13 protein-coding genes are annotated in these 15,923 nt (G+C 50.9%); 7 read left to right on the forward strand and 6 right to left on the reverse strand.

Annotated features, from left to right (window positions below; all coding sequences use genetic code 11):
• Positions 1-1,359: a PTS ascorbate transporter subunit IIC gene (locus ACQ31U_RS07160; RefSeq protein WP_431054302.1), complete on the forward strand. Its 1,359-nt coding sequence runs from the start codon at positions 1-3 to the stop codon at positions 1,357-1,359.
• Between the two features lie 79 nt (positions 1,360-1,438).
• On the opposite strand, the gene ACQ31U_RS07165 is transcribed toward ACQ31U_RS07160, so the two are convergent.
• From ACQ31U_RS07165 to ACQ31U_RS07175, 3 genes are all read right to left on the reverse strand, one after another.
• Positions 1,439-2,905 (reverse strand): glycoside hydrolase family 1 protein, encoded by a 1,467-nt coding sequence (locus tag ACQ31U_RS07165; RefSeq protein ID WP_431050677.1) that lies wholly within the window; start codon positions 2,903-2,905, stop codon positions 1,439-1,441.
• A gap of 77 nt (positions 2,906-2,982) precedes the next feature.
• On the reverse strand, positions 2,983-3,201 hold the full coding sequence (locus ACQ31U_RS07170; protein ID WP_431050679.1) for a hypothetical protein: 219 nt from the start codon (positions 3,199-3,201) through the stop codon (positions 2,983-2,985).
• A gap of 57 nt (positions 3,202-3,258) precedes the next feature.
• A complete protein-coding gene (locus ACQ31U_RS07175; protein ID WP_431050681.1) occupies positions 3,259-3,441 on the reverse strand; it encodes a hypothetical protein in 183 nt (60 codons plus the stop codon).
• Positions 3,442-3,671: 230 nt separating this feature from the next.
• Between ACQ31U_RS07175 and ACQ31U_RS07180 the strand changes: the two genes are divergently transcribed.
• Together ACQ31U_RS07180 and ACQ31U_RS07185 are read left to right on the forward strand one after the other, a co-directional pair.
• The gene (locus ACQ31U_RS07180; protein WP_431050683.1) at positions 3,672-4,652 is read left to right on the forward strand and encodes an alpha/beta hydrolase fold domain-containing protein; all 981 of its coding nucleotides are present in this window, start codon (positions 3,672-3,674) and stop codon (positions 4,650-4,652) included.
• Positions 4,653-4,661: 9 nt separating this feature from the next.
• Positions 4,662-6,287 (forward strand): mucoidy inhibitor MuiA family protein, encoded by a 1,626-nt coding sequence (locus ACQ31U_RS07185; RefSeq protein ID WP_431050685.1) that lies wholly within the window; start codon positions 4,662-4,664, stop codon positions 6,285-6,287.
• A 71-nt stretch (positions 6,288-6,358) separates the two neighbouring features.
• Here ACQ31U_RS07185 and ACQ31U_RS07190 read toward each other — a convergent pair whose 3' ends face one another.
• Together ACQ31U_RS07190 and ACQ31U_RS07195 are read right to left on the reverse strand one after the other, a co-directional pair.
• Entirely contained in the window at positions 6,359-7,225 is an 867-nt protein-coding gene (locus tag ACQ31U_RS07190) for a pirin family protein (RefSeq protein ID WP_431050687.1), read from the reverse strand.
• A 15-nt stretch (positions 7,226-7,240) separates the two neighbouring features.
• Positions 7,241-7,474: a DUF896 domain-containing protein gene (locus tag ACQ31U_RS07195; protein WP_431050689.1), complete on the reverse strand. Its 234-nt coding sequence runs from the start codon at positions 7,472-7,474 to the stop codon at positions 7,241-7,243.
• A gap of 88 nt (positions 7,475-7,562) precedes the next feature.
• Here ACQ31U_RS07195 and ACQ31U_RS07200 point away from each other — a divergent pair, with 88 nt between their 5' ends.
• From ACQ31U_RS07200 to putP, 4 genes are all read left to right on the forward strand, one after another.
• On the forward strand, positions 7,563-8,552 hold the full coding sequence (locus tag ACQ31U_RS07200; RefSeq protein WP_431050690.1) for a YeeE/YedE family protein: 990 nt from the start codon (positions 7,563-7,565) through the stop codon (positions 8,550-8,552).
• Positions 8,553-8,560: 8 nt separating this feature from the next.
• Positions 8,561-9,943, forward strand: a complete 1,383-nt coding sequence (locus ACQ31U_RS07205) for a rhodanese-like domain-containing protein (protein ID WP_431050692.1) — start codon at positions 8,561-8,563, stop codon at positions 9,941-9,943.
• Positions 9,944-10,156: 213 nt separating this feature from the next.
• Complete coding sequence (gene putA / locus ACQ31U_RS07210) at positions 10,157-13,627, forward strand: bifunctional proline dehydrogenase/L-glutamate gamma-semialdehyde dehydrogenase PutA (RefSeq protein WP_431050694.1); 3,471 nt, start codon at positions 10,157-10,159, stop codon at positions 13,625-13,627.
• 16 nt (positions 13,628-13,643) lie between these two features.
• Positions 13,644-15,149 (forward strand): sodium/proline symporter PutP, encoded by a 1,506-nt coding sequence (putP, locus tag ACQ31U_RS07215; RefSeq protein WP_431050696.1) that lies wholly within the window; start codon positions 13,644-13,646, stop codon positions 15,147-15,149.
• Position 15,150: 1 nt separating this feature from the next.
• On the opposite strand, the gene recO is transcribed toward putP, so the two are convergent.
• A complete protein-coding gene (recO, locus tag ACQ31U_RS07220; RefSeq protein WP_431054303.1) occupies positions 15,151-15,870 on the reverse strand; it encodes a DNA repair protein RecO in 720 nt (239 codons plus the stop codon).
• Positions 15,871-15,923 lie beyond the last annotated feature (53 nt).

The following is a 15,923-nucleotide window of genomic DNA, read 5'->3' on the forward strand; positions in this document are numbered from 1 at the left end:
ATGGAAGCTATCCTGTTTTTCATTCTTGATATTTTGAAAGTCCCGTCGATTCTGGTCGGGGTGATTGCACTGGTCGGATTATTGTTACAGAAAAAAGCCTTCCCGGATGTGATTAAAGGCACGATTAAAACCATTTTGGGCTTTATCGTGTTGGGCGGCGGTGCCGGCGTCTTAGTTGGCTCGCTGAATCCGCTCGGCAATATGTTTGAATTTGCTTTTAATGTGCAGGGTATCATCCCGAATAATGAAGCGATTGTGTCGATGGCGCTAGAGAAATATGGCACGGCAACCGCGTTGATCATGGCGTTCGGTATGTTGGCGAATATTATCGTGGCACGTTTCACCCGCTTGAAATTTATCTTTCTGACCGGACACCACACCTTTTACATGGCGTGTATGATCGGCGTGATTTTAACCGTAGCGGGCTTTGAAGGGGTACAATTGGTGTTTGTCGGCTCATTGACCTTGGGCTTGATCATGGCATTTTTCCCGGCGATTGCCCACCGTTATATGAAACGCATTACCGGCAGCAATGAAGTCGGTTTCGGTCATTTCGGCACTGTCGGTTATGTGCTGTCCGGTGCGATCGGCGAAGCCACGGGGAAAGGCTCGAAGTCAACCGAAGAGATCAATTTACCGAAAAACCTCAGCTTCTTGCGCGACAGCTCGATTTCGATTTCCCTGACCATGATGGTGATCTATCTGATTTTAGCGCTCTCTTCCGGTAGCGAGTATATCGAACAAAACCTGAGCGGCGGACAAAATTATCTGGTTTATGCGATTATTCAAGGCATTACCTTTGCCGCCGGCGTATATATTATCTTGGCAGGCGTGCGCTTGATTCTGGCGGAGATCGTGCCGGCGTTTACCGGAATTTCGGAAAAATTAGTTCCGAATGCCCGTCCGGCACTGGACTGTCCGATTGTCTTTCCGTATGCGCCGAATGCGGTGTTAATCGGCTTCTTGTTCAGTTTCTTGGGCGGTATCGTCGGTCTGTTTATTTTGGGGCAATTAAGCTGGGTGTTGATTCTGCCGGGCGTAGTACCGCACTTCTTCTGCGGCGCAACGGCGGGTGTGTTCGGTAATGCGACCGGTGGTCGGCGCGGCGCAATGCTGGGGGCATTTTGCCACGGGGTGTTGATCACCTTCCTGCCGGTGTTTTTGTTGCCGGTGTTGGGATCACTCGGCTTTGCCAACACCACCTTCTCCGATACCGATTTCGGCGTTGTCGGTATTGCGTTGGGCTACATGGCGCAATATTTGTCGTTGAACATGATCACCGCCACCATTACCGGTATTTTCGTACTGCTGGTAGCGTATAACTATCTGGCGAAGAAGCCGATTGAGAATAAAGAATAATTTTATTCCTACCTGACAGCCGCAACCGCACTTTGATCTGATGATCACAGCTTCAAAGTGCGGTTTCTCCTATCTGCAGTTACAGTTCCCCGCCGTTGCTGGCGATCACGTTTTTATACCAAAAGAACGAATCTTTGCGCGAACGGGCTTTGCTGCCGTTGCCGTCATCGTCGAGGTCAACGTAGATAAAACCGTAGCGTTTCGACATTTCCGAGGTGGACATGCTGACCAAATCAATCGCGCTCCAGCTTAGGTAACCGCGCAGATCGACGCCGTCGTTGATCGCTTCCTGCATTTGCTGAATGTGGGCGCGGTGGTAGGCGATACGGTAATCGTCGTGAATGCTGCCGTCGGCTTCCGCCTGATCATATGCGCCCAAGCCGTTTTCCACGATAAACAGCGGTTTTTGATAGCGGTCATACATGTCGTTTAAGGTTATGCGCAAACCGACCGGATCGATCTGCCAGCCCCAGTCGGAGGCTTGCAGGTACGGGTTTTTCACCCCGCCCAATAGATTGCCGGCGGTACGTTCCGCATGGTCGTGGGTGGTGGCGGTGAGCGACATGTAGTAGCTGAACGAGATAAAATCCACCGGATACTGTTTTAAAATCGCGTCATCGCCCGGTTCTTTGTGAATACGCACATTGTTTTCCGCCCAGTGGCGCAGCATATATTTCGGGTATTCGCCGCGCGCGTGTACGTCGGTGAAATACAGGTTTTGTTGGTTTAGCCATTGCGCCAAGCGTTGGTCTTGCGGGTCGGCGGTGTAGGCGTAGTGCGGTAGGCGCGCCAGCATACAGCCCATTTTGCCGTCGGGAATAATCTCGTGCAGCGCTTTGGTGGCAAGGCTGCTGGCGATAAATTGGTGGTGCAGCGCCTGATATTTCACATTTTCCTGTTCGGCTTGCGGCACGCGGTCAATCACCACCCCGCCGCCGGTAAACGGGCTGTGCATGGTGATCATATTGATTTCATTGAAGCTCAGCCAATATTTGACTTTGTGTTGATAACGTTTAAACACGGTTTCGGTATAACGCAGGAAGTGACCGATCACTTCGCGCCCGGCCCAGCCATTGTATTTTTCAGTCAGACCCAGCGGCGTTTCGTAGTGGCAAAGCGTCACCATCGGTTGAATGCCGTGTTTGAGCATTTCGTCGAACAGATTGTCATAAAACTGTAATCCGGCTTCGTTCGGCTGTTCGTCATAGCCGTTGGGGAAAATTCGCGCCCAGTGAATCGAAACCCGCAACATTTTGAAGCCCATTTCGGCAAACAGCGCAATGTCTTCTTTATAGCGGTGATAAAAATCGATTCCCTCGCGTTTCGGAAAGCGGGCTTGTTTTTTGCCGCTTAAAATATCCGCCAGCGCTTGCGAGCTGATCTCGATTGAGGCGCTGTGCGCACCGCGTTCGGCTTTCGGCACATACGCCACCACATCGGCACCGGACAGCCCTTTGCCGTCGGCATCGAAACCGCCTTCAATTTGATTGGCGGCAGTCGCACCGCCCCATAAAAAGTCGTGTGGAAAGGGTTTTAAATTACTCATTTTGTTTTCCTCTTTTGGTTGAAATGTATCAGGTTATGTTATACCGCACTTGCCTCAAGTGCGGTTTTTGTTGCAATTTATGCTTTATTCAAAACAATCGAGATTAACGGCTCGCCTTGTGCGATGTGCGTTTCCTGCATGGGAATCACATCAAGATAATCTTCAGTATTGGCGATAATCACCGGGTAGAGCAATATGCCGCTTTTGAAAATGGTGCTGCAGATAGTGATCGATTTTTTCAACGCAGTGATAGGCGCGCGGATAGGCTTGGCGGGTTTGTTGATACAGAAAATCATCGCCGCCGACCGCACTTTGCAGCTAGAACAGGCGTTGGGCGAAATAGTGCAAATGGGTCACAAAACGCGCATGGTCCACACTGTTTTCGTCCAGTAATGGTAGCCGACCAAAGCGAGAATATCTTTCACAATTTGGGTGCTGCGCATGGTGTCCATCATATTATCGTTATCGGTGTGCGCATTAAAAATGTGCAGCGCAATAAAACCGGCTTCGTTTTCGCCCTTGTCTTCGTTTTCCACTAAAACGGCATTATTAAAAATTTTTTAATTTTCAACATAGGCTCTCGTGTCGTGTAGATTTTTCGGGCTGTGCAAATAATAAGAGTGACTCAATTCTAGCATGAAAGACAAACGGGTCACTATAATGCAGTAAGTGATTTCCTCGGCAAATACCGCACTTTTGGCATAAAGTGCGGTCAAAGTAAAGTAAGTTGCCGTTTTATTGATATGTTTATCCTTCGGAGAAAAAAATGAAGAAAGCGTTGTTGAAATTGACCGGTTCGTTGTTGCTGGCATTGCCGCTGGGAAGCGTGGCGAATCTAAACCCCGCTCCGCCGCAAAGCACCCTGATTGAAGTGGCGATTGAAAAGCCGTTGGTGAATGAGTGGCAGGATATCACTTATGCCCAACCCTTGGTCATGGGGCGACCGCTCAATTTGAAAATGGATCTGCTAAAACCGCAAAGTGAAGAGCCGCTGCCGGCAGTGCTGTTTGTCACCGGCGGCGGATTTTTGATGTCGCCGAAAGCCAACTATATCCAACAACGCTTGGCGATCGCCGAAGCCGGTTATGTGGTGGCGAGTATCGAATACCGCCATATTCCGCAAGGCAAGTTTCCCGATCCGCTGTTGGACGTGAAAAGTGCGGTGCGCTATTTGCGCGCCCATGCCGAAGAGTTCGGGATTGATAAAGACAAAATTGCGATTATGGGCGAATCGGCAGGCGGCTATTTCGCTGCGTTGGCGGCAACCACCAACGGTGAGCGTGAGTTTGATGTCGGCGAGAATCTCGATCAAAGCAGCGTGGTACAGGCGGCGATTGATCTTTACGGCTTGTCCGATTTAACCCAAATCGGCGCCGATTACAGCGCGGAAGTGCAAGCGCTGCACGACGGCGATAACGTGTCCGAAGCCTTGATGTTAAACGGCATTCCGCCGTTTGCGGCGGGCGGGGCGGTGAAAGCCAATCCGGAACTGGCGGCGCAAGCCAATCCGATTACGCATATTTCCAATAATACGCCGCCGTTTTTATTACTGCATGGCGATGCGGATGTGTTGGTTTCGCCAAGCCAGACTCAGATCCTGTTTGAAGCGTTAGCGGAAAAAGGGGTTTCCGCCGAGCGTTATGTGGTGAAAAATGCCGATCATGCCGGCGTATATTGGGCGCAACCGCAGGTAATGCAACGGGTGATTGATTTTCTTAACCAACAATTTAAACCGTCGTTAAAGTAAGAGGCTTGTATGAATAAAACCACAATCGGCGCAATTGCAGCCGCGACCGCACTTTGGACCACGCCCGCCACAGCGGCGGTGGAAAATATTGCTTCGCAGATTCGGCAAGTTACCTTGTATCAAAATCAGGCAAAAGTGGAACGCCGCGGCGAGGTGCAATTGGCGGCAGGCAATCATGAATTGGTTTTTGAGAATTTGCCGTTCAATCTGGAAGAAAGCTCGTTACAGTTCAGTGCAGCGGGCGGTTCGGGCTTGACCGTGTTGTCATTGGATAATGAAGTGCGTTGGAGCGAACAGCAGGCGGCAGGGCAATTACGCGATCTGCAACAACAAATCCGTCACCAAACCGACCAAATCAAACAGATACAGGATGAATTGGAGGCGATCGACAATCAATTTACCATGTTGCAATGGCTGCAACACGGACGCTTGAACGGCGAAAAGACCAGTCCGACGATTTCATTTGAGGAATTTAACCGCCTGCAACAATTTTCCCGCAGCACGTATAGCGAGTTAACCGCGGAACGGCGCGTGCTGACAGAAAAGCGGCAACAGCAACAACACAACCTGGAGCAGCTGCAACAGGAATATCAGCGTTTGGGCGGCGACAATAGTTTGAGGCAGCGCGTGGTGCGGGTGCAAGTGCAGGTCCCGGCGGCGGGTAAACAAGCGCTGACCTTGAGCTATACGACTTTCAATGCCTCATGGCGCCCGCAATATCAACTGGATTATCACAGCGCCGATAACCGCTTGAACTTGCAATACGGTGCGAAAATTCAGCAAAGCAGCAATGAGGATTGGCATAATATCAAGCTGATTTTATCCAGTGCCAACCCGATTCAGGTCGGCGAAGTGCCGGAATTGCAGCCGTGGGTGATCGATTTTTACCAACCACCGCAGTTGCGCCCACGGGCAAATACGGCAGTGCCAATGGCGGAAAGTCGGAGCGGTATGATGTTGGAAAATGCCGATATGGCATTAGTAGCAGCTGCGCCGCAACAGGCAACCGTGGAAAGCGGTGTAGTGGCTTCCCATTTTGAAATTCCGGGCGCGGTTACGCTCGCCAGCAGTCTCGCCAGCCAAAATGTGGTGATTGCGCAATTGGAACAAACCGCCAGTGCCGAATATGCGTTTTATCCCAATTATCAAGACAGTATTCTGTTGACCGTCAGCGGTAAAAATACCCGAGACTATCCGTTGCTAGGGGGCAGTTTACGCACCGCCTATAACGGCGATGTGATCGGCTTCGGCTCTCTGCCGACCTTGCTGCCGGGGCAGGAATTCAAGCAATTGATTGGCGAAGACCAAACCGTCGGCGTTAAAGCCGAACCGGTGAAACGCACCGAAGAAAACAGCGGCTTAATCAATAAATCGAAAGTGATACGGATCGAAACCGCCTACACCTTGCACAATAACCGCACCGAAGCAGTGGAGCTGACCGTGTACGATCGTATTCCGCAAGCGGTGGAGAAAGAGATCGTGGTGAATTTGCTTGAGCCGACAGCGAAAAGTATTACCTTAGATGAAAACGGACGCTATCAACAAAAAATCACTTTAGCGCCGAACAGCAAACAAACGCTGAAAAAAATCTTTACGGTACAGTATCCGCAAGATCAACAACTGTCGGGGTTGTGATTGTTGGGAGAAAAAATCAGGTAAAAGTGCGGTCAGATCACACCCCCTGACCGCACTTGCCGTTGCGTATCTTATAAACCGCCAAACTCGCCGCGATTAAACGCATTGAATTTTTCGATTAACTCTTCACGGCTGTTCATCACAAACGGACCGTGGGCGGCGATCGGTTCGTCAATCGGCACGCCGCTTAACAGCACCAGTTTTACCGCTTCATCGCCCGCTTGCAGTTCAATCGCGCCGCCTTCCATGTTAAATGTGACCAACTCCGTCGGGCGTGCGATTTTTTCACCATTAATCAACAGGTTGCCGCGCAATGCCACTAACATCAGATTATGGCTTGCCGGTAGATTGAACTCGGCTTTGCCGTTGGTATTAAGATCGATTTCCCACATATTTAACTCAGTGAAGGTGCGTGCTGCGCCCTTATTACTGTTGAAATCTCCTGCAATTACACGCACTTTGCCCGCGTTGTCCGCCAAGTCCGCCACCGGAATATCGGCGGAGGCAAGGGCTTGATACGCCGCTGGCGCGTTTTTGTCTTTCGCCGGCAAATTGACCCAAAATTGCAGCATTTCAAACATACCGCCTTCGCGGCTGAAGCGTGCGCTGTGAAATTCTTGGTGTACAATGCCGCGTCCGGCAGTCATCCATTGCACATCGCCGGTGCCGATCACGCCGCCGTTGCCTGCGCTGTCGCGGTGTTCCACTTCGCCTTGTAATGCAATCGTCACCGTTTCAAAACCGGCGTGCGGGTGTGCGCCCACGCCGCGCGGATCAGCTTCATTTGGTGCGAATCTTTGCGGCATGGCATAATCCAACATCAAAAACGGGCTGGTGAATTTGTCGTTCGCCATATGGGAAAACAGCGGCGAAACATAAAATCCGTCGCCGACCCAATGTTTGCGCGGCGCGGAATAAATTTGGTTAATGGTACGCATATTGTCCTTCCTTATCTAATTTGTCATCATGCCGCTGCGTTGTGCTTGGCGCAGTTTCAGCGGGGTTACGTCATTGCCGAGCGGATCAACCACCGTCACGGTGGCAAGGGCATGATTGAGCTGCCCGCGAATCGCCAGTAAATAGCGTTTTCTTAACGCGTGACGTTCCGCTAATTCCACGCTTGAAAGTGCGGTTTGCTTGGCTTTGCGCGCCAACTCGTTAATCCGATTCAGTTCAGGAATTTGCATATAACCTCCTAACAAAAATCTAGCCTTGTTTGCCACTTTGTGTTGTAATAACAACCTCTTTTTTTGTCATAGTATTAAGGTTTAATCTATGCCGCTATCAGGTCTCTTTATCGGGCTGTTGCTCGGTGTCGTATTGCAGCGCGGGCAGTTTTGCCTGTCGCGCCAACTGCATAATATTGTTTTTCAACGCAATCTTACCGCACTTTCACCGTTATTGCTGCTAATCGCCATTCAAGCAATCGGTTTTTTTCTACTGGAACAACAAGGGCTGATTCGTCTGCCGAGCTCGCCAATGCCGATCACGGCAACCTTGTTTGGCGCGTTTCTGTTCGGGGTCGGCATGAGCGTGGCGAATCGCTGCGTGACAGGGCATTTATACCGCAGCGGCGAAGGCAGTATTCTGGGTTGGATCACGTTGCTGATTTTTGCCCTCACCACCACCGCCACCCAAACCGGAATGTTGAAATTTTGGGTGGCAAATATGCTGCAATCGCAAAGCCAATTAGTCACCGTGCCGCAAAGTCTGGCAATTTCACCGTTGTATTTTATTCTGCCGTTGAGTGCGTTGGCGATCATTGCCGTGATAAAAAGCAAACGTACCGCCTCATTTTTCCCTAGCGGGTTTTCTGCCCCTTGGTCACCGCACTTTACCGCGCTGTTAATCGGTCTGATCAGTATTGCGGCTTGGTGGTCGAGTGCGCAAACCGGGCGTGAATTCGGTTTGAGCTTCAGCATTCCGTTAGGCAACAGCGTGCAATATGTGGTGCTGGGGCAGCAACGCTATCTCAATTGGGGCACTTATTTGATTTTCGGCATTGTGATCGGGGCGTTTCTTTCCGCTTGGCAGGGCAAAAAATTACTGTGGAAATCCCTTTCTGCCGCGGAATTTGGCAAAAGCACGGCGGGCGGTATCTTAATGGGGATTGGCGCGGCATTAACCGGCGGCTGCACCATGGCAAATGCCGTGGTGGGAACGGCGTATTTCTCGTGGCAGGCTTGGATCGCCGCGTTGATGATGATGTTGGGAGTATATTGTTATCACACGGTCAAACAAAACATTATTCATTCAACAAATTAGGAGCGTTTATGCACTTATTTAAGATCAGCGGGTTAACCTTAATCATTTCAACGTTATTAATGGGCTGTAAAGAACAAAAAGCCAGCGATATTTCACAAGCCGATGTATTAAAAGCGCAAAATAATCCTGAATTTGTGATTGTGGATACCCGCGGCGACAGTTTTTACAACGGTTTCAAAAGCCCGAATGCGGTACGCGGCGGGCATATTCCGAATGCGGTGCAATTCACGGTGGATTGGCTGGACGCAATTCAACCGGACTATTTTGAAAGTTTCGCCGCCGGCAAAGGTATCACTAAAGAGAAAACCATTATTTTATATGATGACAACTTGGATAATTTGGAGCGCGTCAGTGCCGAATTTATCGCCAAAGGCTATCAAGTGCGGTTGTTTAAAGATTTCATCAATTACGCCAACGATCCGCAAACGCCGCTCGAATCCTTCCCGAACTATCAATTGCTCGTTTCCGCCGGTTGGCTGAAAGACGCATTAGACGGCAAAAAACCGGAAACCGATTCCGGCAAAGAGATTATGGTGTTCCACGTTTCTTGGGGCCCGGTGGAGCAAGCGCAAGGCTACAAACAGCACGTGTCCGGAGCGTATCATTTTGATACCGACTGGATTGAAAACGGACCGGTGTGGAATTTATCCGATCCGCAAGTGATTGAAGCCAATTTATTAAAAAACGGCATTCATAAAGATAAAACCGTGGTGCTGTATTCGGAAAACCAACTTGCCGCGTTTCGTGTGCTGTGGGCGTTAAAATGGGCGGGGGTGGAAGATGTGCGAATTCTCAACGGCGGCGTGAATGCGTGGATCAACAATGAGTTCCCGATTGATACCGCCGTGAATATCCCGACGCCGATCAGTCAGTTCGGCACAACCATTCCGGCAAAGCCGCAACTGACGATTAATACCGCCCGACAAGCCCGTGATAAGCAACAACAAGAAGGTTTGAAATTGGTCAGTATCCGTGCTTGGGACGAACATCAAGGCAAGATCAGCGGCTATGATTACATTGACGGCAAAGGCGAACTGGAAGGGGCGGTTTGGGGCTTTGCCGGCACCGATTCCTCCAATGTGGCGGATTATTATGATCCCGACGGCTCATTGCGCAACCCGAAAGAGATTTTTGCATTATGGGAAACGCAAGGTATCAATAAAGGCGACAGCTTGGCATTTTATTGCGGCACCGGCTGGCGGGCAGGCATTCCGTGGTTTATGACCCAAATGGCGGGTTGGGAGAATACCATGGTGTATGACGGCGGTTGGAATGCGTGGCAAATGGACGCCAAACTCCCGACCAAAGCAAACAGCCCGTTAGCCACTAAACCGAATGCGAAAAATTTCTTCGGGGTGACACCGCGCACAGGGTTGTCGTGTAAGAGTTAATTGGTTAGCTTTCAACCGACTCGGCGGCACGCGTTGCAACAGCTCACGGCTTTTCAGCGGTGGCTGCCGAGGTAGACTTTTGAGTTTAGATCTCAGCAGAGGATAGAATAATCAAGAAAACAGTGATTGGTTTCACAAAACGATGATAATGGGATTTGCGAGCAACGTTTTTTTTGCTAATTTTTAATAATTATTTAACAAAGAGGCTGTGCCATGCAATTTCATCTCGCCAAACATTACCCCCCGTCACGTCAAAATATCAGCAAACACTATCGGATTAATGAAAAAGATGCCGTCGCTGCGTTACAAAAAACCTTGGTTTTCAGCGCCGAACAGCAAGAGCGGATCAGGCAAAACGGCATTGATCTGATCAACCGTGTGCGAAATATCAAGAAAAAAGAGTACGGCGTAGATGCGCTGATGAAAGAGTTTTCGTTGGGTGACGAAGAGGGAATAGCGTTGATGTGTCTGGCGGAAGCCTTGCTGCGGATTCCCGACAATCAAACCCGTGACGAATTGATTCACGATAAGTTAAAAGAAGGCGATTGGCGCGCGCATATCGGCAAATCCTCCTCTTTTTTCATCAATGCCGCCAGTTACGGGCTGCTGCTCGGTAAAAATTTAAGCCGCTCTTTTGATCCGGAAACGTTGTCCGGCGCCTTGACCCGCAGCTTCGCCCGTTTTTCTGCGCCGATGATGAGGTTGGCGATGGTGCAGGCGATGAAAGTGCTGGGGGAGCAGTTTGTCACCGGCATTAATATCCAAGAGGCGTTAAACCGTACGAAAAAGCGTACGGAGAAAGGATACGGCTTCTCTTTCGATATGTTGGGCGAAGCGGCGCTGACCCAAGCGGATGCCGAGCGCTATTTCCAAGACTACTTAGCCGCGATTGAAACCGTCGGCAAAGAGGCGCATAGCGATATCTACCGGGCGAACAGCGTTTCGGTTAAGTTATCGGCGATTCATCCGCGCTACAGCCGCGCGCAATATGATCGGGTGATGGCGGAGCTTTATCCCAAACTGAAACGGCTATACTTGTTGGCAAAGCAGTACAACATCAGCGTGAATATCGATGCCGAAGAGGCAAGCCGGCTGGAGTTGTCACTGGATCTGGTCGAAAAACTGCTCGACGAACCGGAGCTGAAAGGTTATCGCGGCATTGGTTTTGTGGTGCAGGCGTATTCTAAACGCTGCCCTTATGTGATCGATTATCTGATTGCGCTGGCGAGGGAAAAATCGGCTTATTTAATGATCCGTTTGGTAAAAGGGGCGTATTGGGACAGTGAAATTAAATGGGCGCAAGCCGACGGCTTGGACGGCTTTCCGCTTTATACCCGGAAAAACCACACCGATATTGCCTATTTGGCTTGCGCGCAGAAATTGCTGGCGGCGCAAGATGTGGTTTATCCGCAGTTTGCGACCCACAATGTGCAAACGCTGTGTACGGTTTACGAATTGGGGCGCGACAAGCGGTATGAATTTCAATGTCTGCACGGCATGGGCGAAACGTTATACGACCAACTGATCAACCGACAGGATTTCAACCGGCTGGTTCGGATTTATGCGCCGGTCGGCACGCACGAAACCTTGCTGGCGTATTTGGTGCGCCGTTTGCTGGAAAACGGGGCGAACTCCTCGTTTGTGCACCAATTGGTCGACGAAAGCATACCGGCGGCACAATTGATGACACCGCCTTGGCAACATTACGCCGTTTCGCAAGGAGAGGAAAACAGGGCGGTGCGTGCGCCGTCGGCGCTGTTTGCCGATCGGCTCAACTCGTCGGGTTTTGATCTCACCAATGAATTGGAATTGGATAAGTTGGAGCAGGCGCTTAATCAAGCGCAGATTGCCAACGCAAGATCGCTATCGGCGGTGGACAGCGAAGCCTGCCATTTAACGCCGCACCCGGTGCGCAATCCGGCGGATCTGAACCAAGTGGTTGCCGAGGTGGCGTTTTTCGCCCCCGATTATCTCGAACCGGTTTTCAACGCCGCCCGACAGAGCGAATGGCAAACGCAAAGTGCGGTACGGCGTGCAGAGATTTTGCGTAAAACGGCGGATTTGTATCAGCAACATCACGGCTTATTGATGAAACTGGCGGTTTTGGAGGCTGGCAAAACCTTGCCGAATGCCATTGCCGAATTACGTGAAGCGATTGATTTCCTGCGTTATTACGCCGCTCAGTTAGACGATTTGCAGCAACGCGGCAGGCTGGCGCCGCCAAGGGGAACCGCACTTTGCATTTCGCCGTGGAATTTTCCGTTGGCTATTTTTACCGGGCAAATTGCCGCCGCCCTCGCTGCCGGTAATGCGGTGATCGCCAAACCGGCGGAGCAAACGTCTTTAATTGCCTATGCCGCGGTCAACTTGTTTTATCAAGCCGGTTTACCACGCAGCGCCTTACAGCTGATCTTGGGCGCAGGCGATGTCGGTGCGGCGTTGGTCAAGCTGCCGTTTGATTCGATCGTCTTCACCGGCTCGAGCGAAGTCGCCAAACTGATTGCCGAACAGTGCGCCCAAGCCGAAAACGAACCGGTGTTAATCGCCGAAACAGGCGGACAAAATGTTTTGGTGGCGGACTCGTCGGCGTTGTCCGAGCAAGTGGTGGCGGACGTATTGAGTTCGGCTTTCGATTCCGCCGGACAGCGTTGTTCCGCATTGCGCGTGTTGTTGTTACAGCAAGAAGTGGCGGATAAACTCTACACGATGTTGGCACAGGCATTGCAAGAACTGACACTGGGCAATCCCGCCTTGTTGGCTACCGATATCGGACCGGTGATTGATGAGGAGGCCAAGCGGAATCTGTTGGCGCACAAAGCCAAAATGCGCGGGCTTGCGCGCCGTTATACCGAATTGGAAAGTGCGGATAAAACCGAAGAGCAAACACAAGCCCACTATGTCGCACCGGCGATCTACCTGCTGGATGATTTGCAACAGCTGCAACGGGAAGTGTTCGGCCCGATTTTGCATATCGTGCCTTACCGTAAAGCGCAGTTGGCGCAGCAGTTGCAGGCGGTAAATGCAAAAGGATATGCGTTGACCGGCGGTTGCCATAGCCGAATCCGCAAGCAGATTGATTTTGTCGAAAGTCATCTCGAGTGCGGGAATTTTTATGTAAACCGTAACATTGTCGGTGCGGTGGTCGGCGTGCAGCCGTTCGGCGGACACGGCTTGTCCGGCACCGGTCCGAAAGCCGGCGGCGAATTTTATTTGCAGCGCCTGACCCGCACAACCGATTACTACAGCCGTTTCGGGGATGAAAAAAACTTGCGTCATGCTACACCGCAACTCGACAGTATTACCGGCGAAGAAAATACGCTGGCTTATTTTAGCGGCGAGGTGGCGATTTTAAACGGCGATCTTCAAGCGGCGCAACAGGCGGCGGCGAAGCTACGGGCGCACGGGTTCTCGATTGTGGTCGAACCGTCGCATCCGTTGGCGCAGTCGCAAGAAAGCGGCGTACGGATTGCCGCGCAGTGGAAAGATTGTCAAAAAGGCGTGTTTTTAGCGCCGTTGAGCGCAGCGCAACGCTTGGCTTTGCAGCAAAGCCGTGACGTTATTTTTAAATGTTACGATTGGCGGCAAACACAGGACATTATGCCGCTTTACGATGAATTTTCGCGCAGTGAAAACACCACCGCAGCCGGCGGAAATGCCTCTTTGATGGCAACACAAGAACAATAACCTTATAGGAAGAACCATGCAAAACTATCAAATTTATACTACGTTCGGGTTATATCTGCTGATTATTTTGGGGATAGGCATTTATGCCTACCGTTCCACACAAAATTTTGACGACTACATTTTAGGCGGGCGCAAAATGGGCAGCTTCGTTACGGCAATGTCCGCCGGCGCTTCCGATATGTCCGGCTGGTTGCTGATGGGCTTGCCCGGGGCGATCTTTTTATCCGGTTTGTCGGAGGCTTGGATCGCCGTCGGTTTGACGATCGGCGCTTATTTGAATTATCGGGTGGTGGCAGGCCGCTTGCGGATTTTTACCGAAAAATATAAAAATGCGCTCACCTTGCCGGCATTTTTTGCCCAGCGTTTCCCGCAACAAAAGAAAGCGCTGAAAATCATCTCCTCTTCGATTATTTTGTTTTTCTTCACCATCTATTGCGCTTCCGGTGTCGTTGCCGGCGCAAAATTGTTTCAAAGCCTGCTGGGGCTGGATTATTCGACCGCACTTTGGCTGGGCGCGTTGGCAACCATCACCTACACTTTTATCGGCGGCTATTTGGCGGTCTCTTGGAGCGATACCATTCAAGCCACGTTAATGATTTTCGCCCTATTGTTGGCGCCGGTGATGGTGTTGCTGCATTTAACCTGGGAAGACATCAATTTGGCATTAACCGTAAAATCGGAAATGACCGGTATTCCATATGCCAACTGGCTGCACAATGTTTCCGGTATCGGCGTGATCTCGGCGCTGGCTTGGGGCTTGGGCTATTTCGGACAGCCGCATATTTTAGCCCGGTTTATGGCGGCGGACTCGGTGCAATCGTTGCAAAATGCGCGCAGAATCGGGATTACTTGGATGTTTTTGTGTCTTGGCGGCGCGGTGGCGGTCGGTTATTTCGGCTTGGCATATTTTAGTGCCAATCAAATCGTATTAAATAATGCAGAATCGGTGTTTATCGAATTATCCCGTTTGATGTTTAATCCTTGGATTGTCGGTGTGGTGTTGTCAGCTATTTTAGCGGCAGTGATGAGCACCTTATCCGCACAATTATTAATGTGTTCTGCGGCGGTAACGGAAGATTTCTATAAAGGGTTTCTGCGCAAAACCGCCTCCAGCAATGAGCTGGTCTGGGTCGGGCGTTTGATGGTGTTGGTGATTGCCGCCGTTGCGATTCTTATCGCGCAAGACCCCTCTTCCGGCGTGATGAAGCTGGTGTCTTATGCCTGGGCAGGCTTCGGCGCCGCATTCGGACCGGTGGTGATTTTATCGCTGTTTAACCGTAATATCACCTCGTCCGCCGCCCTGTGGGGCATGCTTTCCGGGGCAGTGACCGTGGTGGCTTGGAGCCCGTTAATGCAGTATCTCGGTTGGACGGATCTGGCGAAACTGTATGAAATTATTCCGGGCTTTTTAATCTGCTCTTTCATCACCATTACCTCATCGCTGTTTTCTGCTGAAGATAGCGCCGTTGCCGAACAATTTGACCAAGCGTTGGCGGAGTTTAATCTGCGTGCGAAAGGCTAACTTAGCCTTTCATTTTACCCGGTAAAACCCCTTGAAACAGCTCGCGGCTTTTCAGGGGTTGGCTGCCGATGTAGGGTTTGAGGGCAATGCGGGTGAAGCGTTTTGCCGCTTGCAGAATGTGTTTCTGTTCAAATTCCAACGCCGCAAATGCCAACAGTTCGTCGCCGTAAAAGGTTTGATTGTTTTTGATTAACGAAGCGATAAAGCCTTGCTCGGCGCGATATTGATAGCTCATCTCCGGCGCAACCGGCAAGCCCGAACCGGCGCAATGCAAAAAATCCACACCGTAGCCTAATGTTTGCAACAGCTGAAATTCAAATTTACGCAATGGCGGTTCGACTTGCTGTTGATTGAGCGCAAGTGCGGTCAGGCAAGCGAGATAATCTTGAAACAGTTGCGGATAAGCGGTTTCGTTTTCAATCACCCGGCAAATTAACTCATTGATGTAAAAGGCACTGTAAAGTGCGGTATGCTGCAACGGCAACGCCAGCGAAGCGGCTTCGGCTTTGGTCAGGATTTTCAGCCCGCCGCGTCCCGACCAACGCAACAGTAATGGCGTGAACGGTTGCAGCAGGCTTTTCAGCGTCGAGCGTTTGGCGCGCGCGCCTTTTGCCAGCACGGTCAAACGCCCGCTCTCTTCGGTGAAAAGATCGACCAACAGACTGGTTTCGTTATAGGGTCTGCGGTGCAACACAAACCCGCGCTGCCATGTTTCGATAATATTTTGCCCTTTGTGGTGGAAGTCGGGGGGATTCTACTAAAAAGTGCGGTTAA

This window comes from Testudinibacter sp. TW-1 (assembly GCF_050613185.1).
Lineage (GTDB): Bacteria > Pseudomonadota > Gammaproteobacteria > Enterobacterales > Pasteurellaceae > Chelonobacter.

Excerpts from the sequence above, each read along its gene's own strand:
- ACQ31U_RS07170 (WP_431050679.1), bottom strand. The coding sequence starts at position 3,201 with ATGATTTTCTGTATCAACAAACCCGCCAAGCCTATCCGCGCGCCTATC.
- ACQ31U_RS07190 (WP_431050687.1), bottom strand. The coding sequence starts at position 7,225 with ATGCGTACCATTAACCAAATTTATTCCGCGCCGCGCAAACATTGGGTC.
- putP (WP_431050696.1), top strand. The coding sequence starts at position 13,644 with ATGCAAAACTATCAAATTTATACTACGTTCGGGTTATATCTGCTGATT.
- ACQ31U_RS07160 (WP_431054302.1), top strand. The coding sequence starts at position 1 with ATGGAAGCTATCCTGTTTTTCATTCTTGATATTTTGAAAGTCCCGTCG.
- ACQ31U_RS07180 (WP_431050683.1), top strand. The coding sequence starts at position 3,672 with ATGAAGAAAGCGTTGTTGAAATTGACCGGTTCGTTGTTGCTGGCATTG.
- ACQ31U_RS07195 (WP_431050689.1), bottom strand. The coding sequence starts at position 7,474 with ATGCAAATTCCTGAACTGAATCGGATTAACGAGTTGGCGCGCAAAGCC.
- putA (WP_431050694.1), top strand. The coding sequence starts at position 10,157 with ATGCAATTTCATCTCGCCAAACATTACCCCCCGTCACGTCAAAATATC.
- ACQ31U_RS07185 (WP_431050685.1), top strand. The coding sequence starts at position 4,662 with ATGAATAAAACCACAATCGGCGCAATTGCAGCCGCGACCGCACTTTGG.
- ACQ31U_RS07200 (WP_431050690.1), top strand. The coding sequence starts at position 7,563 with ATGCCGCTATCAGGTCTCTTTATCGGGCTGTTGCTCGGTGTCGTATTG.
- ACQ31U_RS07165 (WP_431050677.1), bottom strand. The coding sequence starts at position 2,905 with ATGAGTAATTTAAAACCCTTTCCACACGACTTTTTATGGGGCGGTGCG.
- ACQ31U_RS07205 (WP_431050692.1), top strand. The coding sequence starts at position 8,561 with ATGCACTTATTTAAGATCAGCGGGTTAACCTTAATCATTTCAACGTTA.